26 protein-coding genes are annotated in these 24,579 nt (G+C 53.6%); 13 read left to right on the top strand and 13 right to left on the bottom strand.

Annotated features, from left to right (window positions below; genetic code table 11):
• From AKL27_RS25630 to AKL27_RS25640, 3 genes are all read left to right on the top strand, one after another.
• The coding region (locus AKL27_RS25630) for an aldehyde dehydrogenase family protein (RefSeq protein ID WP_157057108.1) at nt 1–472 on the top strand (472 nt) is incomplete at its 5' end.
• 3 nt (nt 473–475) lie between these two features.
• On the top strand, nt 476–1,042 hold the full coding sequence (locus tag AKL27_RS25635) for a phosphonate degradation HD-domain oxygenase (protein WP_050465738.1): 567 nt from the start codon (nt 476–478) through the stop codon (nt 1,040–1,042).
• A gap of 96 nt (nt 1,043–1,138) precedes the next feature.
• Nucleotides 1,139–2,527 carry an FAD-dependent oxidoreductase gene (locus tag AKL27_RS25640; RefSeq protein ID WP_050465739.1) on the top strand — a complete coding sequence of 463 codons (1,389 nt, stop codon included), beginning with the start codon at nt 1,139–1,141 and terminating at the stop codon, nt 2,525–2,527.
• 121 nt (nt 2,528–2,648) lie between these two features.
• On the opposite strand, the gene AKL27_RS25645 is transcribed toward AKL27_RS25640, so the two are convergent.
• The 3 genes from AKL27_RS25645 to uxuA form a co-directional block, all read right to left on the bottom strand.
• The gene (locus AKL27_RS25645; protein ID WP_083439302.1) at nt 2,649–3,446 is read right to left on the bottom strand and encodes a FadR/GntR family transcriptional regulator; all 798 of its coding nucleotides are present in this window, start codon (nt 3,444–3,446) and stop codon (nt 2,649–2,651) included.
• Between the two features lie 41 nt (nt 3,447–3,487).
• Nucleotides 3,488–4,768 (bottom strand): MFS transporter, encoded by a 1,281-nt coding sequence (locus tag AKL27_RS25650; RefSeq protein ID WP_050465740.1) that lies wholly within the window; start codon nt 4,766–4,768, stop codon nt 3,488–3,490.
• Between the two features lie 107 nt (nt 4,769–4,875).
• The gene (gene uxuA / locus AKL27_RS25655) at nt 4,876–5,928 is read right to left on the bottom strand and encodes a mannonate dehydratase (protein WP_050465741.1); all 1,053 of its coding nucleotides are present in this window, start codon (nt 5,926–5,928) and stop codon (nt 4,876–4,878) included.
• 257 nt (nt 5,929–6,185) lie between these two features.
• Here uxuA and AKL27_RS25660 point away from each other — a divergent pair, with 257 nt between their 5' ends.
• The 3 genes from AKL27_RS25660 (at nt 6,186) to AKL27_RS25670 (ending at nt 8,356) form a co-directional block, all read left to right on the top strand.
• Nucleotides 6,186–7,139 carry a sugar kinase gene (locus AKL27_RS25660; RefSeq protein ID WP_050465762.1) on the top strand — a complete coding sequence of 318 codons (954 nt, stop codon included), beginning with the start codon at nt 6,186–6,188 and terminating at the stop codon, nt 7,137–7,139.
• A gap of 128 nt (nt 7,140–7,267) precedes the next feature.
• A complete protein-coding gene (locus AKL27_RS25665) occupies nt 7,268–7,834 on the top strand; it encodes an NADAR family protein (protein WP_050465742.1) in 567 nt (188 codons plus the stop codon).
• A 60-nt stretch (nt 7,835–7,894) separates the two neighbouring features.
• Nucleotides 7,895–8,356: an Rrf2 family transcriptional regulator gene (locus AKL27_RS25670; RefSeq protein WP_050465763.1), complete on the top strand. Its 462-nt coding sequence runs from the start codon at nt 7,895–7,897 to the stop codon at nt 8,354–8,356.
• Nucleotides 8,357–8,468: 112 nt separating this feature from the next.
• Here the strand turns inward: AKL27_RS25670 and AKL27_RS28005 are convergent, their stop codons facing one another.
• Entirely contained in the window at nt 8,469–8,735 is a 267-nt protein-coding gene (locus tag AKL27_RS28005; protein WP_157057109.1) for a hypothetical protein, read from the bottom strand.
• 630 nt (nt 8,736–9,365) lie between these two features.
• Here AKL27_RS28005 and AKL27_RS25675 point away from each other — a divergent pair.
• A complete protein-coding gene (locus AKL27_RS25675) occupies nt 9,366–10,145 on the top strand; it encodes a hypothetical protein (protein WP_050465743.1) in 780 nt (259 codons plus the stop codon).
• A 540-nt stretch (nt 10,146–10,685) separates the two neighbouring features.
• On the opposite strand, the gene AKL27_RS25680 is transcribed toward AKL27_RS25675, so the two are convergent.
• Entirely contained in the window at nt 10,686–11,972 is a 1,287-nt protein-coding gene (locus AKL27_RS25680; protein WP_083439304.1) for a tyrosine-type recombinase/integrase, read from the bottom strand.
• Nucleotides 11,973–12,416: 444 nt separating this feature from the next.
• Between AKL27_RS25680 and AKL27_RS25685 the strand changes: the two genes are divergently transcribed.
• A complete protein-coding gene (locus AKL27_RS25685; RefSeq protein ID WP_050465745.1) occupies nt 12,417–13,241 on the top strand; it encodes a DUF932 domain-containing protein in 825 nt (274 codons plus the stop codon).
• 515 nt (nt 13,242–13,756) lie between these two features.
• On the opposite strand, the gene AKL27_RS25690 is transcribed toward AKL27_RS25685, so the two are convergent.
• Nucleotides 13,757–14,155 carry a PIN domain-containing protein gene (locus tag AKL27_RS25690; RefSeq protein WP_050465746.1) on the bottom strand — a complete coding sequence of 133 codons (399 nt, stop codon included), beginning with the start codon at nt 14,153–14,155 and terminating at the stop codon, nt 13,757–13,759.
• Nucleotides 14,152–14,526 (bottom strand): AbrB/MazE/SpoVT family DNA-binding domain-containing protein, encoded by a 375-nt coding sequence (locus AKL27_RS28765; RefSeq protein ID WP_332308368.1) that lies wholly within the window; start codon nt 14,524–14,526, stop codon nt 14,152–14,154. The genes AKL27_RS25690 and AKL27_RS28765 overlap by 4 nt, the downstream gene beginning before the upstream one ends.
• Nucleotides 14,527–15,230: 704 nt before the next feature.
• Here AKL27_RS28765 and AKL27_RS25705 point away from each other — a divergent pair.
• From AKL27_RS25705 to AKL27_RS25715, 3 genes are read left to right on the top strand one after another with little or no spacing between them, the layout of a single operon-like run.
• Entirely contained in the window at nt 15,231–16,925 is a 1,695-nt protein-coding gene (locus AKL27_RS25705) for an adenylate/guanylate cyclase domain-containing protein (RefSeq protein WP_232311107.1), read from the top strand.
• On the top strand, nt 16,922–17,725 hold the full coding sequence (locus tag AKL27_RS25710) for an E2 domain-associated cysteine-rich protein (protein ID WP_050465750.1): 804 nt from the start codon (nt 16,922–16,924) through the stop codon (nt 17,723–17,725). The genes AKL27_RS25705 and AKL27_RS25710 overlap by 4 nt, the downstream gene beginning before the upstream one ends.
• On the top strand, nt 17,722–18,642 hold the full coding sequence (locus AKL27_RS25715; RefSeq protein ID WP_050465752.1) for a TIR domain-containing protein: 921 nt from the start codon (nt 17,722–17,724) through the stop codon (nt 18,640–18,642). The genes AKL27_RS25710 and AKL27_RS25715 overlap by 4 nt, the downstream gene beginning before the upstream one ends.
• 26 nt (nt 18,643–18,668) lie before the next feature.
• Here AKL27_RS25715 and AKL27_RS25720 read toward each other — a convergent pair whose 3' ends face one another.
• The 3 genes from AKL27_RS25720 to AKL27_RS25730 all read right to left on the bottom strand — a co-directional run bounded on the left by AKL27_RS25720 (nt 18,669) and on the right by AKL27_RS25730 (nt 20,602).
• On the bottom strand, nt 18,669–19,364 hold the full coding sequence (locus AKL27_RS25720) for an adenylate/guanylate cyclase domain-containing protein (protein ID WP_050465753.1): 696 nt from the start codon (nt 19,362–19,364) through the stop codon (nt 18,669–18,671).
• Nucleotides 19,365–19,373: 9 nt separating this feature from the next.
• The gene (locus tag AKL27_RS25725; protein WP_050465754.1) at nt 19,374–19,931 is read right to left on the bottom strand and encodes a Pycsar system effector family protein; all 558 of its coding nucleotides are present in this window, start codon (nt 19,929–19,931) and stop codon (nt 19,374–19,376) included.
• Between the two features lie 323 nt (nt 19,932–20,254).
• Nucleotides 20,255–20,602, bottom strand: coding sequence for a helix-turn-helix domain-containing protein (locus tag AKL27_RS25730; protein WP_157057110.1), 348 nt, complete (start codon nt 20,600–20,602; stop codon nt 20,255–20,257).
• Nucleotides 20,603–20,808: 206 nt separating this feature from the next.
• On the opposite strand from AKL27_RS25730, the gene AKL27_RS28010 reads away from it, so the two are divergent.
• Nucleotides 20,809–21,279, top strand: coding sequence for a hypothetical protein (locus AKL27_RS28010; protein WP_157057111.1), 471 nt, complete (start codon nt 20,809–20,811; stop codon nt 21,277–21,279).
• A gap of 1,256 nt (nt 21,280–22,535) precedes the next feature.
• Here AKL27_RS28010 and AKL27_RS28825 read toward each other — a convergent pair.
• Entirely contained in the window at nt 22,536–22,787 is a 252-nt protein-coding gene (locus tag AKL27_RS28825; RefSeq protein ID WP_083439305.1) for an immunity protein YezG family protein, read from the bottom strand.
• Nucleotides 22,788–23,225: 438 nt separating this feature from the next.
• Here AKL27_RS28825 and AKL27_RS25750 point away from each other — a divergent pair, with 438 nt between their 5' ends.
• Nucleotides 23,226–23,870, top strand: a complete 645-nt coding sequence (locus AKL27_RS25750) for a DUF4291 domain-containing protein (RefSeq protein WP_232311109.1) — start codon at nt 23,226–23,228, stop codon at nt 23,868–23,870.
• 56 nt (nt 23,871–23,926) lie between these two features.
• Here AKL27_RS25750 and AKL27_RS25755 read toward each other — a convergent pair whose 3' ends face one another.
• Nucleotides 23,927–24,259, bottom strand: a complete 333-nt coding sequence (locus tag AKL27_RS25755; RefSeq protein WP_050465759.1) for a hypothetical protein — start codon at nt 24,257–24,259, stop codon at nt 23,927–23,929.
• 31 nt (nt 24,260–24,290) lie between these two features.
• On the bottom strand, nt 24,291–24,579 hold a 289-nt coding region (locus AKL27_RS28245), incomplete at its 5' end, for a hypothetical protein (protein ID WP_198156092.1).

A 24,579-nucleotide genomic window follows, 5' to 3' on the forward strand; every position in this document is an offset into this window, starting at 1 on the left:
CGACATGGGCACCGTGATCGATCAGCGCGCGGCCATCGAGTTCGAAGCCAAGGTGAAAGATGCCGAAAGCCGTGGTGCGCGGCTGTTGTATGGCAATATCCGGGACGGCGCCTTGTATTCACCGACCGTGCTCGATCATGTGCCGGCCGATTGTCTGTTGGTGGCGCAGGAAACCTTTGGCCCGGTATCGCCGGTGATTCGCTGTACCGACATTGCCGATGCCATCCGCATTTCCAATTCCACGCCTTACGGTCTGTCGTCGTCGGTATGTACCAATCGCATGGATTACATCACGCGCTTTGTACGTGAACTCGAAGTCGGCAGCGTCAATGTGCGCGAAGTGCCAGGCTATCGTCTGGAACTGACGCCATTCGGCGGCATCAAGGATTCCGGCCTCGGTTACAAGGAAGGGGTATTTGAAGCGATGAAGAGCTTCTCCAATACCAAAACCTACTCATTGCCCTGGAACTGAACCATGATCTCGATTCCCGAAATCTGTCATTTGTTCGAGAGCGGCGGCCATACGATGTATTCCGGTGAGCCGGTAACCCAACTGCAGCATGCCTTGCAGTCGGCAACGCTGGCCGAACAGGCCGGCGCCTCGCCGGAACTGATCTGCGCGGCGTTGCTGCATGACCTCGGCCATCTGTTGAACCCGCAAGGCGAGACCCCCTCGGCGCGCGGCATCGATGACACCCATCAGTATTTTGCGTTGCCTTATCTGCGCGGCCTGTTCAGCGCTGCCGTGCTGGAGCCGATCCGGTTGCACGTCGACGCCAAGCGCTATTTGTGCGCCACCGATGCGGCGTATTACGACCGGTTGTCGGCGGATTCGAAACGCAGTCTGATGCTGCAAGGCGGTATCTTCAATGAAAGCGATGCGGCGGCATTCATCGCCCGCCCGCACGCTGCCGATGCGGTTCGTCTGCGGTTATGGGATGACCTGGCCAAAGACGCGGCAATGGTGACGCCGGATTTGCCGTACTTCACGGCACTGATGAAGACTTGCGCGCTGCCGGCCACGGCCACGGCCGGCGCCTGAGTATCGGTACTCATCCGTACCGTTTGTCCGCAGCCCTGACCGGGCTGCGTGCCGCATCAATCGTTGTTGCACTCTTACTTTTCAGGATAGCTTCTCATGCGCCCATTCTGGCTGGAACACGCTCTTTCGATTGACGGTGAACTCGCGCCTGCACTGCAAGGCGCACAACAAGCTGACGTTGCCATTGTCGGCGGCGGCTTCACCGGTTTGTGGACCGCACTGCAACTCAAACAACAAAACCCGGCACTGGATATTGCGATCATTGAAAGCGACATCTGCGGCGCCGGTGCCAGCGGTCGCAATGGTGGTTGCCTGCTGACCTGGACTACCAAATTCTTCACGCTGCGGCGCTTGTTCGGCGAAAGCGAAGCGGTACGGCTGGCGCAAGCTTCCGAACAAGCCGTCATGCATATCGCCGAGTTCTGTCGCCAACACCGCATCGATGCCGAGTTCCGTCAGGATGGCACGCTCTACACCGCCACCACCAAAGCCCAGATGGGTGTACTGGATCCGGTGCTGCAAGAGCTGGACAAGCATGGCATCAACTCCTATCGCAGCTTGTCGACCGCAGAAGTGCAACGACGCTCAGGCTCGATGCGCAATCTGGCCGGCGTATTCTCGCCGCAGGCCGCCACCGTGCATCCCGGCAAACTGGTACGCGGTTTGCGCCGCGTAGCGCTGGAAATGGGTATCCGGATTTATGAAAGAACGCCGATGCTGTCGTTCGAGCCGGGGCCGCAGATCAAGATACAAACCCCGACCGGAACGCTGCAGGCCGGCAAGATGGTACTCGCGATCAATGCCTGGATGGCCAGCCGCTTTCCGCAATTTGAACGCACGCTGGCGGTGGTATCGAGCGACATGATCATTACTGAAAAATGTCCTGAACTGCTGCAACAGATCGGCCTCAAGGATGGCGTCTCGGTGCTGGATTCGCGCACCTTCGTCTTTTATTACCGCACCACCGAAGACGGCCGCCTGATGCTCGGCAAAGGCGGCAACACCTTCGCCTGGCGCGGCCGCATGCTGCCGGTATTCGATCAGCGTTCGCCTTATGAAGATCAACTGCGCCACAGCCTGCATGAATTTTTCCCGACCTTGTCGCAAGTCCCCATCACTGCCAGCTGGAACGGACCATCCGATCGCTCGGTCACCGGCTTTCCATTCTTCGGCAAACTCGATGAGCATCCCAATATCTTTTACGGCTTCGGTTATTCCGGCAATGGCGTCGGCCCGACTTACATGGGTGGCCAGTTACTGTCATCGCTGGTGCTTGATCTCGACAATGCCTGGAGTCGCAGTCCGCTGACTTACGGTCCGCGCGGCATGTTCCCGCCGGAACCGATCCGTTACATCGGCTCGCTGGTGGTACGCGACGCCATCCGTCGCAAGGAACGCGCCGAAGACCTCGACCGTCAGCCATGGCTGATCGACAAGATGCTGAGCAAGCTGGCCAATGCGGCGGGCAAAGCGGACAAGGCGTGACAGCCGACTGAGGCCGGCATCCGACACAAACGGAAAGGGCCGGGTTCTGTGCAATACAGAACCCGGCCCTCGCGGACTTGCCGGTCCATCTTCACCATCCGGCGTTCGCCTCAATCCACGCTTACCTGACGAACAATTTCTGCACCCGCTTCAAATGCTGATGCAATGCCGTTCTCGCCTGCCGCGCGTTGCGCGACCGGATGGCATCGACAATGCGGCGATGATCTTCCAGCACCGCCAACTGTTCGCCATGATCATTGGTATAGTGTTCTTCGAATTTCTTGAACGTGGGCTGGTAACGCAAGGCCCATAGCAATTCCAGATGATCCATCAAGACCTGATTGCCGGCCGCCTCGCCCATCGCCAGATGGAACGCGTGATCGGCTTCGAGAAACACGGCCGAGTCGGGAAAACTGCGATGCATCAGATCCAGCGCTTGTTCCAGTTTTTGAATATGCTCGTCGGTGGCATTCTTCGCCGCCAGTGCCGCCAGTTCGCCTTCGATCAGGCAGCGCGCCTGCAATTGTTCGAGGGCGCTGCGCTCGCGCCGCAAATCCGGCACCGCCACCGGCGCCGGACCGGGTTCGCAGACTTGCACGCCATCGCCGACACGAATCGTGACCAGACCTTTGACTTCCAATGCAATCAAGGCTTCGCGCACCGAGGTGCGGCTGACACCCATCTGCTTGGCCAGATCGCGCTCCGGCGGCAAATAGTCGCGCGCGCGAAACATGCCTGAGTGGATACGCTCTTCCAGCACTTCAGCGATCTGCTTGTAGAGTCTTTGCGCTTGTAATAATGGCAGCGCAACCGTCTGGTCAGAGACGGATTTGTCGTCGCGGGGCATCGAAGTCCTGTCATAAAAGCGATGGTCAGATACCACGATCATGCCGCTGCGCAAGCCCGTCTTCTGGCCCAACGCGGCCTCGACCGGGGTGGGCCATATTCTAACCGGTATCGTCAGGCCGCGGCCTGCTTCGCCGGGAACTGCAACGGTTCGATCTTGCCTACCAGGAACAGATACGACAGTGCGCCGACCACGCACAGACCACCGGCCACTGCCAGCGGCACCACGAACGAGCCTTTGGTGATGGTCAACATGACACCGGTGAAAGTTGTGGTCACGATGCCCGCCAGATTGCCGGCGAAGTTCTGAATGCCGCCAATCGACGCCACCTGTTTCGGTGTCGGAGCCAGCTCGCCGGGCAGAGTCCAGACATTGGCGCCGGCAAATGACAGGCTGGCATAGGCCAAAGCAAACAGGGCGAGGCAGGCAGCGGTGCTTTCCACCAGGGCCGACAAGGCGATCGACGACGACATCAGCATGCCGAACACCAGACATGTCTTGCGCGCTGCAGTCGAACTCCAGCCGCGACGGATCAGGCTGTCCGACAGATAACCGCCGAGCCAGCCGCCAGGGATCGCCATCAGTGCCGGCAACATGCCGAGCGTACCGAGCGAGGCCAGCGAAAATCCGCGGGCCTGCAACAAATAGCTGGGGAACCAGGTAATGAAGAAATAGATCGCGAAGTTCAGGCAAAACATGCCGATCATGATGCCCCAGATGGTGCGATGACGGAACAGACTGGACCACGAAATCTTCTCGGCTTGGACCGCATTGACCGGGGCGCTGCGCTGGGCCAGCAACGCCTCGACTTCTTTCGGCGCAATGCCGCGATAGAGTTCAGGGTCACGGTAAATGAACCACCATGCCAGCGCCCACACCACGCCGATGAGGCCGGTAATGTAGAACGAACCGCGCCAGCCGACCACCGAAATCAGCCATGCAACCAGCGGCAGCGACAAGGCCGAGCCCACGCGCGAACCGCTGTCGAAGATGCTGCTGGCGAGTCCGCGCTCGCTGCGCGGAAACCAGTTGTAGGCCACTTTGACGAACGATGGAATCGCGGCGGCTTCGCCGATACCCAGCATCAAACGAGCGCCGGTCAGTTGCGCCACACCGCGTGCGGCACCGGTGAAGATGGTGAAAATCGACCACCAGCCGACCGCCAGCGCCAGGCTGACACGCACGCCGACCTTGTCGATAAACCATCCGGCCGGCATCTGCAACATCGCATAGGTCCAGAAGAAGGCGCTCAGAATCAAGCCCATCTGGGCTGCATCGAGTCCCAGTTCGGTGGTGATGTAAGGTGCTGCGATGGCCAGATTGGCGCGATCAATGAAGTTGATGACGTTTGCCAGAAAGCACAAAAAAATCATCGTCCAACGTATTCTTGGCATGGGGTATTCTCTCTTTTAATTTTAAGTGGCGATGCAGGCATCGCTGTCTCGTCCGCCCCCGGCGGGCAAGGGCAGTATGCTAAACCCTTGCACGCCGGACACCGGAATCATGTTGTTGCTGCTGTTTTCTTGCCGTAGCCTTCCCACAAACCGTTCAGATAAACGGCACCCAATGCGCGGTCGAACAAACCGTAACCTGGCTTGCCGGTTTCACCCCAGATCATGCGGCCATGGTCCGGACGCACATAGCCTTCAAAACCGAGTTCGTGATAAGCGCCGACGATGGCCGCCATGTCGAGCGAACCGCAATCCGATTTATGCGCGGTTTCTTCAAAATCGCCGGCAGCATTGATCTTGACGTTGCGCAGGTGGGCGAAGTGAATTCGTCCCCGCGCGCCGAACTCGCGCACCAATGCTTCGACGTTGTTTTCGGGACCGGCACCGAGTGAACCGGAGCACAAGGTCAGGCCGTTGGCCGGGGTATCGACGATCGCCAGAATGCGGGCCAGATCGTCGCGGTTCTTGACGATGCGCGGCAAGCCGAAAATCGGACGTGGCGGATCATCCGGGTGAATCGCCATCTTGATGCCGGCTTGTTCAGCCACCGGGATGATGGCTTTCAAAAAGTATTCCAGGTTTTGCCACAATTGTTCAGGACCGACATCGCGGTATTCCGCCAACAGCGCTTGCAGTGCTTGCGGTTGATAACTGGCATCCCAGCCCGGCAGCGAAATGCCTTTGCTGACATCGATGCCGTCAATTTCTTCAGTGCTGAATGCCAGCGTCGTCGAACCATCTGCCAGTTGCTTGGCCAGCGTGGTGCGGGTCCAGTCGAATACCGGCATGAAGTTATAGCAAACCACCTTGATGTCGCAGGCTGCGAGATTGCGCAAGGTTTCCTGATAGTTGGCGATCAGACGGTCGCGCGACGGCTTGCCGAGCTTGATGTCTTCATGCACCGGAACCGACTCGACCACATCGAACGCCAGCGCATGTTCTTCAATGCTGGCTTTCAGTGCCTGTATTTTTTCGAGCGGCCACACTTCGCCGACCGGAATATCGTAAATGGCGGAAACAATCCCGTGCATACCCGGAATCTGGCGAATGTATTGCAAAGGGACCGGATCGGACGCACCGAACCAGCGGAATGACATTTTCATGAGAGCTCCTGGTATTTTGTTGTCGCGGGACGTTTTCGCCTCGGCGATCACCGGATCATTGGCAGGGGAACTGGAACGATCACTTATTCACTGGATCATTGGTCCAACCAATATACCGGTGTGGGATAATAAGCCGTTTTTTTCACCGACACAAGCCCGGCAGTGCGCGGCTCGCCCGACCTTTCCCAAAGGAAATAATCGACGCGGCCAAGGCTGCATCTGGACTTTCCTTTTCTACAATGACTTCATATCAAGAAATGACTCAAGCCAAGCCCGCCCCACTTGACGTCGTCACCATGGGCGAAACCATGGCGTTGCTGGTAGCAGACGATATCGCGCAGTTGAAAGATGTCGCCCGGTTCACCAAACGTCTGGCCGGCGCCGATACCAATGTTGCCATCGGCCTCGCGCGCCTGGGATTGAAAGTGGGCTGGATCAGCCGGCTCGGCGCTGACAGTTTCGGCGACTATGTACGTCACAGCGTGGCGGCCGAAGGCATCGATATTTCACGCGTCGAAACCGACGCTACGCGCAGCACCGGGTTCATGCTCAAGGCACGGGCCGCTGCCGGAGAGGATCCGGCGATCGAGTATTACCGGCGCGGCTCGGCTGCCAGCCTGCTCAGCCTGGAGCAATTCGATGAAGCCTATATCACCGACAGCCGTCACTTCCATGCAACAGGGATTACGCCTGCCTTGTCCCCTGCTTCCGCGGAACTGGTGGAGCATGCAATGCGCACCCAACGCAACCGGCAACACAGCGTCTCTTTCGACCCCAACCTGCGTCCCAGCCTGTGGCCGAATGAGGCCACCATGCGCACCACGCTCAACCGCCTTGCCGGCAACGCCGACTGGGTCATGCCGGGAATCGCCGAAGGCCGGTTGCTGACAGGCCGCGACACACCATACGACATTGCCGGTTTTTATCTGGATCAAGGCGCTCAGGCAGTCATCATCAAACTCGGTAAAGAAGGTGCTTACGTGCGCACCGCGACCGAACAAATCGAAGCCGCCGGCGTCCCTGTCGCCCACGTCATCGACACTGTCGGCGCCGGCGATGGCTTTGCCGTCGGTATCATCAGCGCCCGTCTGGAAGGATATGACTGGGCCAGGGCTTCAGCGCGCGGCAACTGGATCGCCGCCCAAGCCATACAAACCATTGGCGACATGGAAGGCTTGCCGTTACGCGCAGCACTCCCCGCGCATTTGTAAGCGGGGCCCCGAGGAGCCGAAGACTGCTGCCGGTTTTATCCGCAGTCTTCGGCGGCGCACTGACACAGGCCTCAAACCGGCGCCCCGTATCTGATAAAGTGATTGGCCCTATTCAAATCTGAACTTCAATGTCACATCACGTCATACGTTCCAATGCGGACCTAAGTGCATATATCGCCAGCGGCGGCAGCCCCGAATACCTGCTGTTCTGGGGTCATCAGCCGATGAAGAACAGCGCCATCGGCAAGACTTGCTTCAGTCAATGGTTCGAATCGGCATTCATCGTTGACGATATTCGCTATCGCACTGCAGAGCACTACATGATGGCGGAAAAAGCCCGTCTGTTTGAAGACAGCAGCGCATGGCAACGCATTCTTGATGCGACTAAGCCGGCCGCGGTCAAGGCAATCGGCCGCGAGATTCAGGGTTTTGATGAGCCGCTGTGGCTGGCGCATCGCTGGTCCATTGTCGTCGCCGGCAATTATCAGAAATTTTCTCAAGACCAGCATCTGCGGGAATTTCTGTTGAGTACCGGGGAACAGATCCTGGTCGAGGCAAGTCCGGTCGACAACATATGGGGCGTCGGACTGGCTGCCGATGACCCTGCCATTGCCCATCCGGATACCTGGAAGGGCCTGAATCTGCTTGGATTTGCCTTGATGGAAGTCCGGCAACGGTTGCGAGAACAGCAGTAAGCAGGCAAACCTCGGTGTGCCGGCTTGACTTAAAAATCATCACTCCATAGTATGGGTCGCATGAAAAGAGATAGCAGACTGTCGGGCGTATTGCATGTGCTCCTCCACATGGCTGAAGTGGAAGGGCCGTTGACGTCCGAGGCATTATCGAAGGTGATGCAAACCAACCCGGTGGTGATTCGCCGCATCATGGCCGGCCTGCGCGAGCAAGGCTTCGTGCGCTCGGAAAAGGGACATGGCGGCGGCTGGCATATCGCCTGCGACTTCAACCAGGTCACACTCAAAGACATCTACGCCGCGCTCGGCTCGCCCGAATTGTTCGCCATGAGCAACCGCACGGAAACACCTGGCTGTCTGGTGGAGCAAGCCGTCAATGCCGCACTCGATACTTCTTTCCGCAACGCCGAAGCACTCTTGCTGGAGCAATTCGGCCGCATCACGCTGGCGGCGCTCAGTGCCGATTTCCATGCGAGATTTGTGAACCATCGCGGCGCGTTGCATCAGGCCAGCGTGCATCAATAATCTCTGACAGCGCTGCCGACGTGTCCGATTCAGCGCTGCCAACGAAACCCTGCTTCGCGCAAGTCTCCTTGCTGATCCGGCCCGCAGCGACCGGGCATCCAAATGGCATGGATCAAAAACCCAGACCGGCGCCAAAACCCCGACAGATGATTTTTGTCGACCACACGAGGAAGACCAGCGGATCGGTCGGCGGCGTTGCATTGCCGTCCTGGGCCATCACGTCAACGGTAAAAACAGACAGACTCAACAGAATTAAATAACGCATGATGGGATCCTGATCGATGGTGAATGTATTGTCAGAGGAACCTGAATCCCCCGCTCGCTGCCGGGCCTCAACAAGACCGAGACAACCATGCTCCGGGAGAACCTGTTCCGGCATCCGCGCAATGTTCTTTCAGGCGCCTCAATCAAAATAAGCTCTTGAGGTATGCAGTGAAGAGCTCGGGGAAACTCGCGTTGCATGGTGGAGGGACCGGGTATGCATCAGCAGCGTGTGCGCCAGAGATGGTCAGCAAACATACCAGTGCGATAAAGGTGATTGTGTAGAAGCGCATTATTTTCCCCTTTGAGAGTTGAAGGTCATTTCATTCGGTATGTGTGTATCTTCTCTCGCTGCCGTTTCCTGATTATTTCAGCCACTAGCGCCTATGTTTCACCTGAAATATAGCGTCAGAGAGTACCGGCATTTACCCGGCAAGAGAAATATCAAGCCGTCGGGCAGCACCTTCCCGGGTGCGATGGCACAGTATCGAAACCAGCGCATTCCTGCTCACCGCAGCAGAGACCGAATTTGGCGATGCAACTTCTCTCTCGCTTTACGTCGGACCGAACGACTTTTCAGCGCACAACATCACGCCGTTGCGCATGGTCAACGGCCGTCATGATGTTCATGTGGGATGACAAATCAACGTTATCGGCGGGACTATAATTGTCGTGCGGCAACTATATGGATTGCCGAAAGGCCATTTTATGAACCTCGATCATTGACGTCATCCGACGCCTGCACATCATGACAAAACACGCATCACGACTGGCAGCACTCGTTGTCAGCCTCTCCATTCTCATCACTGGCTGTGCCAGCGCCCCGCAAACCAAGCAGGTCGCACAAAATGAAAAAGCCCGCCAAGATATTGAAAAAATCACCAGAGTAGAGATCTTCTATCACCAGCCCGAATACGTCGTGATGGATCTCGGCGGCTCGTCGGCCTCCGGCATGGCGGGTATTTTCGGTGTGTTCGGCACGCTTGCCGGCGCGGCCATCGATGCCGGCAGCAAGTTGACCTTCAAGGAACGTACCGAGGCGCGCTCGAAGGAGTTCACGGCGCTGCTCAAGGACAGCAGCACCCCGGACCTGACTGCCTTGCAGGCCGGACACCTGGCAGAACTGATCAAGAAATCCGGACGTGAAGTAACCCTCACGAGCGTGGGCCGTCCCGGCAAAGAAACGTCGATGATGGATGTCGCCAGTGCAACCGGCATCAATACGGACCCGGGCACCGCCAGGCTGATCCTGCGCGTCACCAGCGGCTATACAGCCGAAAGCGCAACAGCTTCTTATCGCTCCACCGTCATCACTGAATTCGTGCTGCGCGATGCCAGCGGAAAGCGTCTGGTCTCCATGTATATGAACAAACGGGACAATGGCGAGACCTATAGCACCTTCGATAGTTTGAAGAGTGCATCCAAGGTGGCTGCGGAATCACTGAACAAGGACGCACTCCAGCACGCTGACGATGTTTACCGCGGCACGTTCGATCTGCCACAGATCGCCGCCGTTGCAGCCCGATAAGCATATGCATGGCAAACCGATGCGCTCGCAGCAGTGCAGCGCGCAAGCCGTTGAAGGAGCAACGGCCGGCAATCTTTTCGGCGGCATTGGCACCCGCGTTTGAGCATCAGCCAGTCCCAAAGCTGATGTAGTGAGCAAAAAAATAGCCCGATTGATTTGGGCTATTTTTTCAGTCAGAAATTTGCACGTTTCAGAATTTGCGTAAAAAGCCAAAGATCCGGACGCCTCGCAAAAAGCAGATGGCGAAACACAAAAGAAAAGGCCCACCAAACGGTGGGCCTTTTAAATACTTGGTGCTGGCTGCAGGACTTGAACCCGCCACCCCCTGATTACAAGTCAATCAAGAAAGTTCTTCCGCAACAAATATTTGTCATTACGCGATATTGCGCATAATGTTGAATTCAGAGCTCGCAGCTGAGAAAGTTGGCACAACTCAACTGGCTGGCGTAAATATCGCATTGCACACTGTCGATTGTCAAGTGGCGCATTTCAGGTGGAACACCCTGCACTCATTGCACAACAGCGCCTGTACTTCACTATTTATATCGCATTCGACAGATCGCTCATACTCGTCATCAATTTTCGCATTTCGTCCATTTCAGGCTCAATATAAATGAAGGTGGTTCGCACGTCAGTATGACCAAGAATTTCCTGAACAAGACGAATGTTCTTGGTTTTACGGGCCATTTCTGTCGCCGCCGTATGACGCAAGCGATGCGGACTGATCTTTTTGTCCATCACTTTGGTAATCCGCTTGAACCAGTTCGTCACCTGTTCACCAGTCATTTCCTTGCGCTTGAACCGATGCGGTCTCTGCGAAAACAACGGATAACAAAATAGCTGGTGCTCAGAGTCGACTCGTCCCAGCCGCTCGATGACACGCTCCCTCAGATACAGCAGATCAGGAATCAATGCTTCATTGAGAGGAATATGCCATTCATTTTTGGTCTTGCTGCTCTCCGCGCGCAATCTGATCAGCTTGCCTTTAAAATCGACGTCATCCAATCGGAGTTCCGCCAGTTGCTTCCTGCGGATCCCGGTGTAATACAAGGTCTTGACGACAATCAGCCAGAACCATTTCGGCGTCAGCGGGCCCTGCTCCCCTACACACTCAAACTTGTCGCCCGATTTGCCCAGGAAATCGATGATTTCCTGCAAATAATCCAGCGCAACCGTCTTTGGCTTTCGCCTCGGCACTGGGGCCGGCTTCACACATTTGAAGGGGTTCTCCGACATCAGCTTCTTGCGCACGGCGAAGTTGAATAAGGCTGACAGATGCCGCCGATAATTGTTGAACGTCACTGGCGAACATCTCTGCAGAATGGCTTTTCGATATTCAAGCAGCAGGTCGGTCGTCAGTTGATCAAGTTCGGGATCAAACCCCATAAAGGCGCCCAGCGACGCCACAACCGCCCCATAGTGCGTTGATGATGCCGACTGCAATAGTTGGTGCTTCCGGTAAAGTGCAAGCAATGCTTCAAGTTGCATGATGTCCATCCTTGTTTTTTGAAGACCCAACAACATTGTTGGCCCCAGAGGATAGCAATCTGATAATAAATATTTCGCGATTGCCGAACAAAACCCGAATAAAAACGAAGCCGCAAGAAGCGATATTGAAAATTTTTCTAGTAAAAAGTCATCATGCCAACACATGACTGCACTGCAGCCGGACCCAGGCATTGAAGACCGATGCATCCCGCCATGCAACACCCCGTAGTGGCCAAGAGCAGCCAGCTTCGCACCACTTCGCTCTGCATATTGGCGTCGTTTCAGATCTGACGTCCCCGCCCACCAACGCGTGGCCGGGCGCGCTGTCGTGCGTTGCATCGAGCCGCCTGCGCCGTCTCGCCCCTGCGGGCATCCATCGTTCCCTCACTGCGTTCGGCTGACGCCTGCGGCCCGGATTGCCGATCCGGGCCTGCGCGCTGCGCTTGCGTGCGGCCGGCACCTCACATGCCGTTGCCTGTCCAGCCATCCTCCTGAACTCATCACCTTGTACGCGACGTTAGCCCGCTCCCGTTTGCCGTCAAGGCGCGCAAGGCCGTGTCCGCGGCTACGCCGGCGGGCCGCACCAACCTTGCGCTGGTTCCCTTGACGTCAATCGTACGCGCGCTCCCCAGTGTCGCGGGCGATGAACTCAGGAACGACGGTGGCAGCAAGACCGACGGGGTTCTTCGTGCCGGCCGCACCGAACAGCAAACAGGCCGGGCTCCGAATCTTGGAATCCGGTGTGCGGTTTCTTCCACAGCCAACTTTGTCAGGAGAATGATCATGCAACTCGCAAGCCGTTTCGCTTCCGCTTCACCCGTGCTGCGCTCACGCCATCCTTTGTCGGATAACCAGATCCGTGCAGTAGCCCCATCGATCTTTGCGCAGGCCCCGCATCACAGCCGCTCTGACCGCTACAGTCATATTCCGACCGCAACCGTTTTGAAGGAATTGCGCAACGAAGGATTCCAACCCTTCATGGTCTGTCAGACCCGCGTGCGGCAGGACGACCGGCGCGATTACACCAAGCACATGATCCGCCTGCGGCACCCCAGCCAGATCAACGGTGATGAAGCCAACGAAATCATCCTGTTGAATTCGCACGATGGCAGCAGCAGCTATCAGATGTTGGCCGGTATGTTTCGCTTCGTGTGTGAGAATGGCTTGGTCTGCGGTGACACCGTGGCCGATATGCGCGTGTCCCACAAGGGCAATGTCGCCGCCCAGGTGATTGAGGGCGCCTACGAAGTTCTGCACGGCTTCGACCGGGCGCAGCAATCCCGCGACGCCATGCGTGCCGTCACGCTCAATACTGGCGAGTCAGAGGTATTCGCCCGAGCCGCCCTTGCGCTCAGGTATGACGAAGTCAAACCGGCACCCGTCACCGAGCGTCAAATCCTGTTGCCCCGTCGTGCTGACGACAACCTCGCCGATCTGTGGAGTGTGTTTAATCGTGTCCAGGAAAACCTCATCAAGGGTGGCCTGCGTGCCCGCAGTGTCAATGGCCGTCGCCAGAACACCCGTGCCGTGCAAGGCATCGACACCGGCATCCGGCTCAATCGCGCGCTGTGGCTGCTGGCCGATGGCCTGCGTAAGATGAAGGCTTGATGTGCGTGCGGAGGGGTGGCTATCATCCAGCCCCCTCTGCCCCATCGGCAGATGCTTGGATCAGACGTTGATACAAACTCGTTCTCAGCAACGCGTGCCGGGCAACTCTTGTTGTAACGCAAGGCCAACAACATCCGGTTCAATGAGCTGGCCAGTATGACCGGGCTCGATCCCGCGCTTGTTGGTGACGGTGAGTGCGGCAAGGAAGCCATCCAAATCTGCTGGGTTCTGCCGCTTCTACGTGAGCAGGGTTTCAAAGCCGATCGCACAGTAATCTTTCCACCATCAAATCAATGGAGATCAACAGGCCATGGTCGGTTAATCGGCTACCGAAGGCGAGACCGGCTGGATTTCTACGAGGGAAGGGCCCTGGACGCAGACTCGTATTCGAGTGCGCATCATGGACGATGGTTTGGTTATCTCGCGAGAGTGATTTTTTCGACACCGATGGACTGGTTTGTGTTGCGGTTTCTATTTAATTTGAGACTCGTCCAGGCGAGTCAGCAGTCGTCATGTCATCCCCGCAACAATTTCATCCCGGCGGTCGCAGCCGCATCATTGTCAAACGTGACCGTATGAGTACAACCAGATTTATGTCCAGAGCGCTCAATAAGGCAGTCGGCAAATCCAGCCTTAGAATCGGCAAAGTGCGCCAAAGCCTGTAGTGCTACCTCGGTATTTTCAATAGCAACTTCCCTAGTTTGAAGCAGCATTTGCAGAATAACCACGACATCTGCCTTTTTAGCCTTATACGCGCCTTGCATCACCCACACCAGTTCCACTAATGTAACAAGCGACACAAAGCCCGGGGCCTGATCAGTGAGCGACTCCATTAATGTAGTTGCCTGGGCTGATTGCGCTTCATCGTCTTGTGCGAAGTAACGCACCAGTACATTTGTATCCAATCCAATCATCGTTTGCCTGCTCCTTGTGTGGCAATCACCTCATTCATGTCTTCAATCGAAACCGGTTTCGAGGGCTTGTTTAATACCCCCTTGAGCGCCAACACCGGGCTGGTAACCGGCACGATTGCAAATTGCCCCTTTCCAGTGTCAACGAACTCAACTCTGCTACCCGTATCCAGTCCAAGAGCGGCCCGTACCGAGGCCGGTATGGTAATTTGCCCTTTTGACGTTAATGTTGCAGCTGCCATCATGCTCTCCTTAAGTTGACCACTCCTTACTATAGAGTAAGGAATTTGAAAAATCAACTCCAGCGTGGCGGAGCGTTCGTCATCTCGCCCCTCCGACCAAGCGGCAGACGCTCCGGTCAGAAATTTATACAAATGGTCATCGTCGCAGTCAGACACACAAATTATTCAAATTAGTGCCTAGTTGTGACGATGGGGATCGATTAAAACGGCATCCTTCTAGGTAATTGCACACGATCCTTAATTGCGTCCACGCAAGAATGCAATTAAACCAAGTTAATTGCGACTACCGGGGCCTCCTTGGCGCGCCGATTCGCCTTCATGTGCCGGCACGCGTCCTCTACGAGGCAGCAGCATCAGTCACGCCAACACAATCCGGGCCGGCCTCGACAAGTCTTGCATCGGGAATAGTCGCCTTTACATCGGCAATGGCACTCAGCACCGCCACTTCTGCGGAGGCAGCTTCGCGCACAAGTTGAAGACCAATGTGTCCTGCCCTGCCATGACCTGCGATGGCATCGGTGCGGCCGGCCTCGCCCAGGCACTCAACCATTTCGTCATCATCTGTATCTGTAGATGGCAACTTAAATTTAAGGGGTGAATTCGTGTTCCATGATTTACTCCCTTCCCACTCCACAGATCCTGGTTGTCGAACACAGCCAACAACCTCACCTCAGAAAAGACTGTCAGGGTTTCGGTTTCAGTGTGGATTCAATTGAGGATGCCGCAACGCCTTCAATGAAACCGGACACGCGCACTTTGCCGTCGGCACTCAACTGACGATACGCGCGCAGCACGGTCATTTCATCTTCAGGCAGGTTTTCGGTGGAGGGAACGCCATGCAAAACAAACCAGAGATCGACACCAACCGCAGCGACTGCGCCCGAATAAAAATAGTTGCAAAAATAAAATATTTCTATTGGGAATTAATGATAATTTGCATTGTTCACCATTGTAAATATTTCAATCGTACAAATATCACTGAGATACCAACTTTAAGGGAGGCTGACATGACACGAAACTGGAAGCACGCGCGCGCAAGCGAAAACATCGACAAAAAGATTGCTGATGTAAAGACGGTTGTCATCAAGGATTATGTTCGAGACATGTCATTGGAGAGCATTCCAACCAATACGGGATATAAAGTCGACGGCGTCCATATGTACGTCGACATACTTAATCTTGATGACATGCTGAACGTCACCGATTCAGAAGGCGAGCGCTGCCATAGTCGAACCCTGCAGTTTTTGAATCTACACTACCGCGCAGTGCACCGAATCTTGAATCAAGTGGATGTACGTCGCGTCGATAACCACAATGAACGCATTCACGCGCTGGTAACCAAGCCATACAACTCTGAAACGAATGCGGAGAAAAAGCGCATCCAGAAGGCAGTCGCCACCGGCCAGTTGATGGTTGATGTCCTGAAACGGACCGGCGATGATAACGACGCAATTCCTTCTGCGAACGTACGGGTAGGAATCGACACTGGCTTGTCAATCGCCGTTAACAATGGGCGCAACGGTTATCGTGAGCCACTCTTTCTGGGTGAACCCGCAAACCATGCCGCCAAGATGAGCGCCGGTAACAGAACAGGTATCTATCTAACAAATGAGGCGCGCGTCGCACTTGGGCTAAAGAAGGTCGAGGATCCGAAATCCACACCTCTGTCCGGTCAGGAAATTACTGACTGCCAGGATGCTGCGAACTTGGACGTTAGTGCGGACAATATTGTCAACGACTGGAAAGACGATCTGAAAAACAGTCCGGTCGGTTCGTTCTCTTTTTCGCGCCACACTCCGCCACTTGCGGGCATGGACCTGACGATACTCACGCCGGCAAACTCAAGAAGACAAGAGGCCGTGAGCATCTACGCGGACATAGACTACTTCACCAAGTATGTCAGCGATAACATCGACCATAACCCTGAAGACGTCGTCCGTGTCCTTCACGTCCTCCGTGCGGAGCTGGAACGCGTTCTGACGGCTGACTTCAAGGGGCGCCGAATTCGCTTCATCGGTGACTGCATTCATGGCCTGCTTTGCGAAGGTACTTCCCAAACAACAGATACGAAAGAAACTATCAGCACTTCCGTACTATTGGCAGGTGCGCTTCGCAGTAGCTTTGACTTGGCAATCGAGATGCTGAAGAAAGCTGGCCACGAGACCGGTAAGCTTGGTTTGGCAATCGGGCTTGAGTATGGTCAGGTAAGCATCTCGCGACTCGGCATCAAAGGCAGTCGCGTTCGTTGCGCCGTCAGTCGTGGTGTTCTCAGGTCGGAAGAAGAACAATGCGGCTGTACCGGCGTACAGACAGCTATTGGGCCTTCGGCATATGCAGATGGCACACAAGCTGTGAAAGACCTGTTTGGAAGAATACGTAAGGTGGCAAATCTAGATTACGACGAAGCCGTAGATAGCCTGTCCGACAAGGACGATGCCACGGCCAAGCGAATAAAGACTGAAGCGTACGTAGCAGCGCCTGCAATTATCAAAGCAGAAGAACGTCCTATTCGTCCATATGCGGTTGGATGAACACGAAAGCAATCCATCCGCTGGCTTTGATTGAAGCCTTGGCTACCGAATTCTTCTCGGCAGCCAAGGCTCGCACTGCTGATAGCATGGACTTACACATCGATGTGACGGCGCCAAGTGGACATTCAGTGCCGTTCGACCTTGAGCTTACGCTGGAGCCAAACCAGACAGTAAAGGCCAAGGAGATAGTTCCTGCACAACTCCCCGAATTCTGCCCTGAGCGGCATATCAATTTCGATGGGTCGTTTTGTCTATTCGTCCCGGATGAGGCCATACGGGTGGTGGATGAGGAGACTGCACGAGCATGGTTCGAAACACTGTGGAATTTTCTAAAGGCCCAGATAAAGGCTGAAAAAAAACGAGTATGGCCAGACGATAATGCATGGGCGCATGGTTTGGCGGCGGCACACCAACGCAAAGTTGAGCAAGCGGTGAAAAGCCTAGGTCCGAAATTCGAAACGGCTTATTCTAGACGTCAGATCGCCTTCGACGAAAAGAAAGGAAAGAAGCACGGTAATATACTTCGTCTGATAATAAAGGAAAAGGTAGTTTTCTCAGTCTTCGTGAATCGCCGCCGCGTCATCAACCACAATCAGCGATGCTTCTGCGATTCCATGGGAAATAAAAAGCGCAGACGTCTTCGTGGCTGCAGCGACCATGCTCAGCAAGGTGTTGACCTCGTAATGGGACTGAGGGATTGGAAGATTGCGGAAGAAAAGTTCTGGGAATCATTCAAAGATAGATTGTGCTGCAATACATGCGACGTTTGTCCATTGAAAAGTAAGGTGGAAGCAATATGAGTGAAGCTACATTGGGTGCGCGATTTCAGGGGGAAACTGGGCAAGCACGGTTGATTGAGTCTTTGAAGGATAGCAAAATCGTAGCGAGGGATGAGGGCATCGCAAACGCAATTGCCGCAAAGCTGAAGGTTCGGGACGTCGCATCTGGTGATGTGCTTATCGCGCAAAATGGCACTGATACAGATATTTACTTTATCCTCGCTGGCAAGTTCAACATTGTTGTGAACGGCAAACTAATTGGCGTGCGTGTTCCGGGAGACCATGTTGGGGAAATGTCGGCTATTCAACCGATGCTGTCGCGAGCGGCAAGTATCATTGCTACTGAGAACGGCGCGGTTGGAAAATTAAGTGAAGCAGATTTCCGGGGCATAGCAGAGGCGTTCCCGCTCGTTTGGAGATGGGTTGCAAAAGAGCTGGTGCAAAGACTCCACCAGAGAAATGCCCAAATCGCAGCGGCACGAGAAAGAATCACTGTCTTCCTAATTTCGTCGGTGGAAGCACTACCAATTGCACGTGCCATTGCGAATGCGTTCGAGCATGATGAGTTCAATGTTATTCCTTGGCAGGAAGGTGTCTTCAAGGTAGCGAGTTATTCGTTAGAGGCTTTGGAACACCAACTTGGAATCGCGGACTTCGCTATAGCAATTGCACAGCCGGACGACCTAGTCAAAGTCCGCAGAAAGAATTACCATGCGCCGAGGGACAACGTCATCTTCGAACTCGGTTTTTTCATGGGAAGGCTGGGGCGCAATCGAGCGATTTTGATGGAGCCTTGGGGGGAAGACGTCAAGTTGCCAACTGATTTGAAGGGCGTAACCACCATCCGATACAAATACTCTGCAGAAAATTTAGACCAAGCAATGCACACAGCATGTAATAGACTTCGAAGTCACATTCTCGAGCTTGGCGCTCTGTAAGGAGAAGACTTGCATCCCCGAGGTACTTAGAAGCGATACTTCCAGTTCGAATTGTAAATTTCCATATTATTCATTTTGGTCCAGTACCGTCTCTCCCACATTGATTCGCCACGATCAGACAGCTTCACCTCATTATTCATGGCTAAATAAACGTCTTTAGTAATCCAAATTGGTTTCCCGCTAAGACCGGTTAATTTCGCGGCGTAGTTTGCCGCTCTACCAACCCACACAAGGTCGTTGTGTCCACGCACACCAATACGAGCAGCCCTGAGTGGGCTCATATCAATACCGACAATATGATTGAGTACGAAGCTCTGGCTTGAATAGTGCGATGAAATGGCCGGTCTGATGATATCCTGAACTGCATAGTTGATTTTCAAAGCCGATTTGACCGCGCTGGTATTCTTATATTTCCCTGTGAACACAGCCATGATGCGGTCGCCATCATACGCCGTAATGTCGCCACCTTCGGCTACGATTATGCGCGCTGCGCAGCGAAGGTAGGCTTTATAAATTTCTGCGCTGAACTGCCAGTCATGGTTGTCTACCATATTTGTGGAGCCATCCATATCGGCATACAAGACGGTAGCTGCCTCAAGCTCCTTCGAGTGATTAGATAATCTTAACTGAGTTGGGTCAGGCGCATTGTCCGTTCGTTCTACCGTCCACCGTTCACTAAAAATTTGAGTAACTTCGGACTGAAGGTCTAATGAAGTAGTCATAAAATATCGTTAAAATTTCATGAGAAAAGCAACAGCAGCTATCCACGGTACAGATGCGAGGAATGAACACGTCATACTTCTCCTCACGAATCTATATTTATCACACGCAATCAATGCGTTTCGATGAATTTGCTGAGTCCAATCTAATAGGAGCTCTTCCTCGGTTGCGGCGAGAAACTGTGACTGATAATCAAATACTATTTTTTTGCTGATTGGCCCAAAAAACAATAATGATTGGGCGGGGCCGTTGGTTTTGGGATTAAGGGCAATTGCTGCGAAGAGAAGCGCTAGCGCCAATAGCAGAGCTGTTGCGCCAATGAGCGCGTATGTCCACCAATAACGGCTTGCCTCATCGGATATATTAAATGCAGAGGCTAATCCACCAATTAGAGCAAGGTCTAGCGCGACAATGACACCCACCTTCACGTCAGCGCCGTTAATCCAGCTAATCTGTCGCTCAAACACCCACTGAGCTGATTCCAAGCGAGAGTGGCCTTTTAGTGCTGAGTCTTCCATTTTTATTCTTAATTTAACTAATTCAATCGTAGTCAGGGTTGCACGGGGCATGCTCGTAGTTATACTTTGCTTTCTCCGGCAACAACCTGTCCATTATAAATGCCCGCTGCGGCACGCCCAAGTGATGCCCTCCTCAGGCCGATAGTGGACTGATGCTTTCCAATAATGCTTACCTGATTAGGGCAAGTCATTTTAGGAAAAATGACAAAACGGCTGCAGAAAGCGCCTGTTACGTAAACCGCTGCGCCTGCCAAATTTTGCGCGTACGATCTGTCGCGGCAGTTTGCCAGGATAAGGCCGTGCGCCACTCCTTTTTTGGTCCCGCATCTCTAGGTTATCGGACATGCCCGATAACCTCGCTTCAGAAAAAATCGTCAGCGTATTGGCGGCAGTGTGGATTCAGTTGAGGATGCCGCAACGCCTTCAATGAAACCGGACACGCGCACTTTGCCGTCGGCACTCAGTTGTCGATATGCGCGCAGCACGGTCATTTCATCTTCAGCGAGGTTTTCGGTGGAGGGAACGCCATGCAAAACAAACCAGAGATCGACACCAACCGCAGCGACTGCCAGCAGATAATCCAGGCATGGAAATCGTCGTCCCTGCTCGTAATTTAGTTGCGCCAGCTTTTTGACACCACCCACTCCCGCCATCGCCTCTTGCGTCAAACCGAGGCGCTTTCTTTCTTGCCTGAGCCTGGCACCAATTTTATCAAGATGCATAATTTGCTAATTGACAAGTATTCATAGGAGCACTATATTTTTATCGTGATTGAAAAATAATTCAAAAAGATACGTAAATCATAGTTACGGGTTCGCTAGTACCACACCGCCGCCAGCCACCCAGCCCGATTCTCGCTTAGCACTCTTACCTCGCAATGATGTCTTTTACGACGTTATGGATTCTCACACCTTGACGAAAGCAAACCATGAAATCAGACAAGCAAACGCGTACCAAGCAGAGCACACTGTCACTGCCGGAACAACGGATCTGGAGGAAAGTACCCGACAACAATGGTGCTCCGGGCTCCTTTCACCTGGAACGCGTATCGGCGGCCTCCGAATCACGGCTGCCTCCAGCGCCTCGCAAACCGAGGGGGCGCAAACAATCACTCTCCCCAAATAAATCCGTCCTGTTTTCGGCGCCCGTAAAAGGACGCATGACGACCATATTCGGATTGGGGCTCGGCAAACTATTCATTGACCAGTTCCGGCACGTCGAGTTGCCGACCAATCTGGACGAATCCGCGTACTGTGCAGATGCGACCGGTCGCGTCCTGCTCGTCACACTTGACGAAGATGACGCATTCTTTACTGACGGCATTTGCAGAGGCGGGTTTCGCTTCAAGTATTTACGCGCCCCGCTGATCCTTTCGGCCAAACTTGGCAGTAACCACTAACCAATCGCATGCCATAGCCCGCGCGCGTACTCTGTTCTCTGCGGATATTCGGTCGACCAGAGAGTATGAGGATATGCCTGCAACTCTCTCCAATGGACAAGTCGGTTAGAATAATTGCAAAATAGCAACATGTCTATGATATCGATAGCGGGTAGGGTAGGCTCGGCTTCGGGTTCCAAGGCCTCCCCTGTTTAGCACAAGCGACCTCCAACCCTTAACATCTGCTTTGCGAACAGGAGAATTTTTTTGCCGAATACATCGCACTTCGACGTGCCCTTGCAATGCGAAGAAGAACTTGGGAGCGACAACAAGATCAGCGCGCCGACAGAGCCGCCACGTCGGAAGTCCCCATATTCCGGGAATTGCATCAAGCCGAAAACGGACTCTTTAATTAGCCAAAACTGCTTGACCGACCATCCCTTCATCAACGAGTTGCAGGGCAACTTATTTGACAAAGCGCCTATGGCAGTTATGCATCGAGGAAATATAAGTCACGAACCCTTGACTTTTGTCAAGTGTTTTGATATTATTATAGTTGAGTCTGTTTAGGTTAGGGTTGGAGCGGGGAGCGTCGTGGCCCTCTATGCTTATCCAAGCCTTGCTTCTGGTCGTGTTGCTTGCCGTAGGATTTTGCAAGATTGAGTATTTCAACAACATGAACAATGCGTCTGATGACGCAGGAAAGGAACAAGGTGAGTAATATGAAAAAATCATTCCGTAAACAGTTCTTTATGGCCTCAGTTTTAGACACGGCCCATGGCTTGGGTGTCAGCTACTTGTCTGGCGCTCTAGCCTAAGCAGACTCTTTTATCGCTCGCTATCTTTTGTCCACAAAGATTTCCGCGCGATATTAAATAGTTACTTTTCAAACGGGCTTGGATTGTAACGTTGCCACTCTCCCGGACGCATTACTTTGCGCCGTTGCCCGATTATCTTGCCCGTCGAGTCCTGGTGCGACCGCGCAGTTAGAGGTTCAGAGTCACCGCCAAAGTATCAACTTCCTATTCGTCGTTTTTCTTTGTCGGAGCTATTTCTTATGTACGAAAGACAAGCAATTCAATTTGTACCAAAAGGTGGCGGTCAGCCCGTAAGTGCTGTGCTGGAGATGCTGTTCTCGGATGACTCAGCCTGCGTAAGATTCTTTAAGGATGAAACTTGCCAAGTTGAACTGGCCATCAACAATCCCTACCGTGTATATGTTCGTTCAGCCAGATGCGATCTGACCACAGTTGCTGATGCCGTAACTCATTACAGTCTCAGTGATTTGGTTGACTCATTTGAGCCCGTAGCTCCTGAAACGCAACGTACACTTCGTACTGTTTTTGTGCTTCAGGAGCAAACCAGTTTTGTTTGCCTGACTCATTTAGATAGTCATAAAATGTCTCACCATTGTCGTCATCAATCGATGCCTTGACAGTAATTATCTGCCAGCCTGCGGGTGCTGATACGCTAACAACTTCGGCAATCGTCTTATAAATTTGCTGATCTGATATCATTTTTAGATTCATCCCCCTGGTTTGTTGTTAAAAAAACGAGTCACCGGTCTAGTATCTTTACCCTCCTGATATGTAACAGAGAAGGCATCTGGGCGTGAAGATGATTTCGAGTAACGAGGCTGCAATCTTTCTGAATACCGTGATACAACCTCATACGCCGCAATCCCTTTCGCCGCCTGCATTCGCTATCTCAACACGCGTTTTTACAAGCAAGCAGAAATGTTGCCGTAATACAGGTAAAAGCCGCTACCTGATTGCGATAGCGGCCGATTTTAGGGCTCAATGTATTCGTGCGTAATGTGTGGATGATTTACTAAGGGTGCGGGGACTCCCGCGAATTTGCATTTTGACTAGATTTTAAGCATCAGCGCACATCAACAAATCGTGCCGATTTGTTGATGTGCGCTGCCATGAAATGTGGAAGTTTTATGTAAAACTGAATTTTTACGGATGAACGCATCACTGATGTTTTATAGTTTGGGGATATTTTTAAAGCAACGTATGAACAAACAACTTCTTGAACTACCCCCTCAGCAAATCAGGGCCGTCTACGATGCAATGACCATTCGTGTCTATCAAGCTTATTCCGATGTCATCGCAGACACCGCCTTAACGCAGGGAACGTTCATTTCCCCACCTTTCAAGATGGAGCGTATGACCTGGATTAAACCTTCCTTTCTGTGGATGATGTATCGCGCCGGTTGGGGACTTAAAGACGCAGGACAGAAGCGCATCCTGGCAATTGACATCACCAGGGAAGGTTTTGAATGGGCGTTGGCGAACAGCTGCTTGAGCCACGCCGATGAATCTATCAGCAAGGAAGAGTGGACAGCGAAGAAGGAGGCGTCGCCCGTCCGCATCCAATGGGATCCAGAGCGGAATCTGCTGTTGCAGCCTCAAATGCACCGGACCATTCAAATCGGTCTCAGCAAAGAGGCCGTTGAACTTTATATACACAAATGGATAATACGGGTGGTGGACGTGACACCGCTGGCCCATTCCATTCACGCGTTGGTCACGCAAGAGAAATTTGAGGAAGCAAAGCACATGCTCCCCAAAGAGAAACCGTATTCGTCAGCATTTCATCAACCTTGAGCGCTGATGTATCGCAGCCTGTATCAACCTCTCCAAACCTCTTAATGTCCTGCTCGTTACTTGGAGAATCCAATAAAGGGACCAAAGAAGACTTGTCCATCTTCTACCACTGTTGGCAACTGCTCGGCACTTGGCATTTGATCTGCATATTCAGGCCAAACACTCGCAATGTAGGCTGCCCATGAGTCCAAAGGGACCTCACGCACGCCGTTCTTAATATCATCAAATTTGTACCCCATCTGCGCAATGGCCTGCACCCCTTTTTTTAACGCGGCCTGATAGTCCAAAGCAGCGGCGTAACATGCAACATATGCGCCTTTGAGAGCATCCGGCATGTTCGAGCTCTCACCAGGTAGAACTTTCATCGTAAATTCATACAAATTATTCATTGCTAATCCCTTAAAGGGCGGCTAGTCGATGCTAGCCGCCAGAGCCTTTAATAATCACTTGTCGAAGCTTCTGTAGCTGCTCAGCGGTGAGGCCGAATTGATTCGACGCCTTGGTTCGATCAGCGATTACGGGCCGTGTTGGGTAAAGCGACCGCTCAGCTTCAGGAACTGCTGTTGCACGCAATTCATCCAGGAATGATTTCGGAACGTCAAAGCTCTTAATCGTATTATCAGGGAATTGCTGCAACCGCTGTTCTAAGAATTGCTGAGCACGTGCCTCGTCACCGAAATTCAAATAGAGATTTCGCTCAGGACCACGT

Origin of the sequence: Herbaspirillum autotrophicum (assembly GCF_001189915.1) — a bacterium.
Taxonomy (GTDB): domain Bacteria; phylum Pseudomonadota; class Gammaproteobacteria; order Burkholderiales; family Burkholderiaceae_D; genus Herbaspirillum; species Herbaspirillum autotrophicum.

Bases quoted from the DNA above. Each gene is read 5' to 3' on its own strand.
- AKL27_RS25665 (WP_050465742.1), top strand. From the start codon at position 7,268: ATGTCACATCACGTCATACGTTCCAATGCGGACCTAAGTGCATATATC.
- AKL27_RS25635 (WP_050465738.1), top strand. From the start codon at position 476: ATGATCTCGATTCCCGAAATCTGTCATTTGTTCGAGAGCGGCGGCCAT.
- AKL27_RS28010 (WP_157057111.1), top strand. From the start codon at position 20,809: ATGAAATCAGACAAGCAAACGCGTACCAAGCAGAGCACACTGTCACTG.
- AKL27_RS25670 (WP_050465763.1), top strand. From the start codon at position 7,895: ATGAAAAGAGATAGCAGACTGTCGGGCGTATTGCATGTGCTCCTCCAC.
- AKL27_RS25650 (WP_050465740.1), bottom strand. From the start codon at position 4,768: ATGCCAAGAATACGTTGGACGATGATTTTTTTGTGCTTTCTGGCAAAC.
- AKL27_RS28005 (WP_157057109.1), bottom strand. From the start codon at position 8,735: ATGCCGGAACAGGTTCTCCCGGAGCATGGTTGTCTCGGTCTTGTTGAG.
- AKL27_RS25640 (WP_050465739.1), top strand. From the start codon at position 1,139: ATGCGCCCATTCTGGCTGGAACACGCTCTTTCGATTGACGGTGAACTC.
- AKL27_RS25730 (WP_157057110.1), bottom strand. From the start codon at position 20,602: ATGCATCTTGATAAAATTGGTGCCAGGCTCAGGCAAGAAAGAAAGCGC.
- AKL27_RS25725 (WP_050465754.1), bottom strand. From the start codon at position 19,931: ATGCCCCGTGCAACCCTGACTACGATTGAATTAGTTAAATTAAGAATA.
- AKL27_RS25750 (WP_232311109.1), top strand. From the start codon at position 23,226: ATGAACGCATCACTGATGTTTTATAGTTTGGGGATATTTTTAAAGCAA.
- AKL27_RS25755 (WP_050465759.1), bottom strand. From the start codon at position 24,259: ATGAATAATTTGTATGAATTTACGATGAAAGTTCTACCTGGTGAGAGC.
- AKL27_RS28825 (WP_083439305.1), bottom strand. From the start codon at position 22,787: ATGAATCTAAAAATGATATCAGATCAGCAAATTTATAAGACGATTGCC.
- AKL27_RS25720 (WP_050465753.1), bottom strand. From the start codon at position 19,364: ATGACTACTTCATTAGACCTTCAGTCCGAAGTTACTCAAATTTTTAGT.
- AKL27_RS25705 (WP_232311107.1), top strand. From the start codon at position 15,231: ATGCAAAACAAACCAGAGATCGACACCAACCGCAGCGACTGCGCCCGA.
- AKL27_RS25690 (WP_050465746.1), bottom strand. From the start codon at position 14,155: ATGATTGGATTGGATACAAATGTACTGGTGCGTTACTTCGCACAAGAC.
- uxuA (WP_050465741.1), bottom strand. From the start codon at position 5,928: ATGAAAATGTCATTCCGCTGGTTCGGTGCGTCCGATCCGGTCCCTTTG.
- AKL27_RS25660 (WP_050465762.1), top strand. From the start codon at position 6,186: ATGACTCAAGCCAAGCCCGCCCCACTTGACGTCGTCACCATGGGCGAA.
- AKL27_RS25680 (WP_083439304.1), bottom strand. From the start codon at position 11,972: ATGCAACGCACGACAGCGCGCCCGGCCACGCGTTGGTGGGCGGGGACG.
- AKL27_RS25685 (WP_050465745.1), top strand. From the start codon at position 12,417: ATGCAACTCGCAAGCCGTTTCGCTTCCGCTTCACCCGTGCTGCGCTCA.
- AKL27_RS25715 (WP_050465752.1), top strand. From the start codon at position 17,722: ATGAGTGAAGCTACATTGGGTGCGCGATTTCAGGGGGAAACTGGGCAA.
- AKL27_RS25710 (WP_050465750.1), top strand. From the start codon at position 16,922: ATGAACACGAAAGCAATCCATCCGCTGGCTTTGATTGAAGCCTTGGCT.
- AKL27_RS25675 (WP_050465743.1), top strand. From the start codon at position 9,366: ATGACAAAACACGCATCACGACTGGCAGCACTCGTTGTCAGCCTCTCC.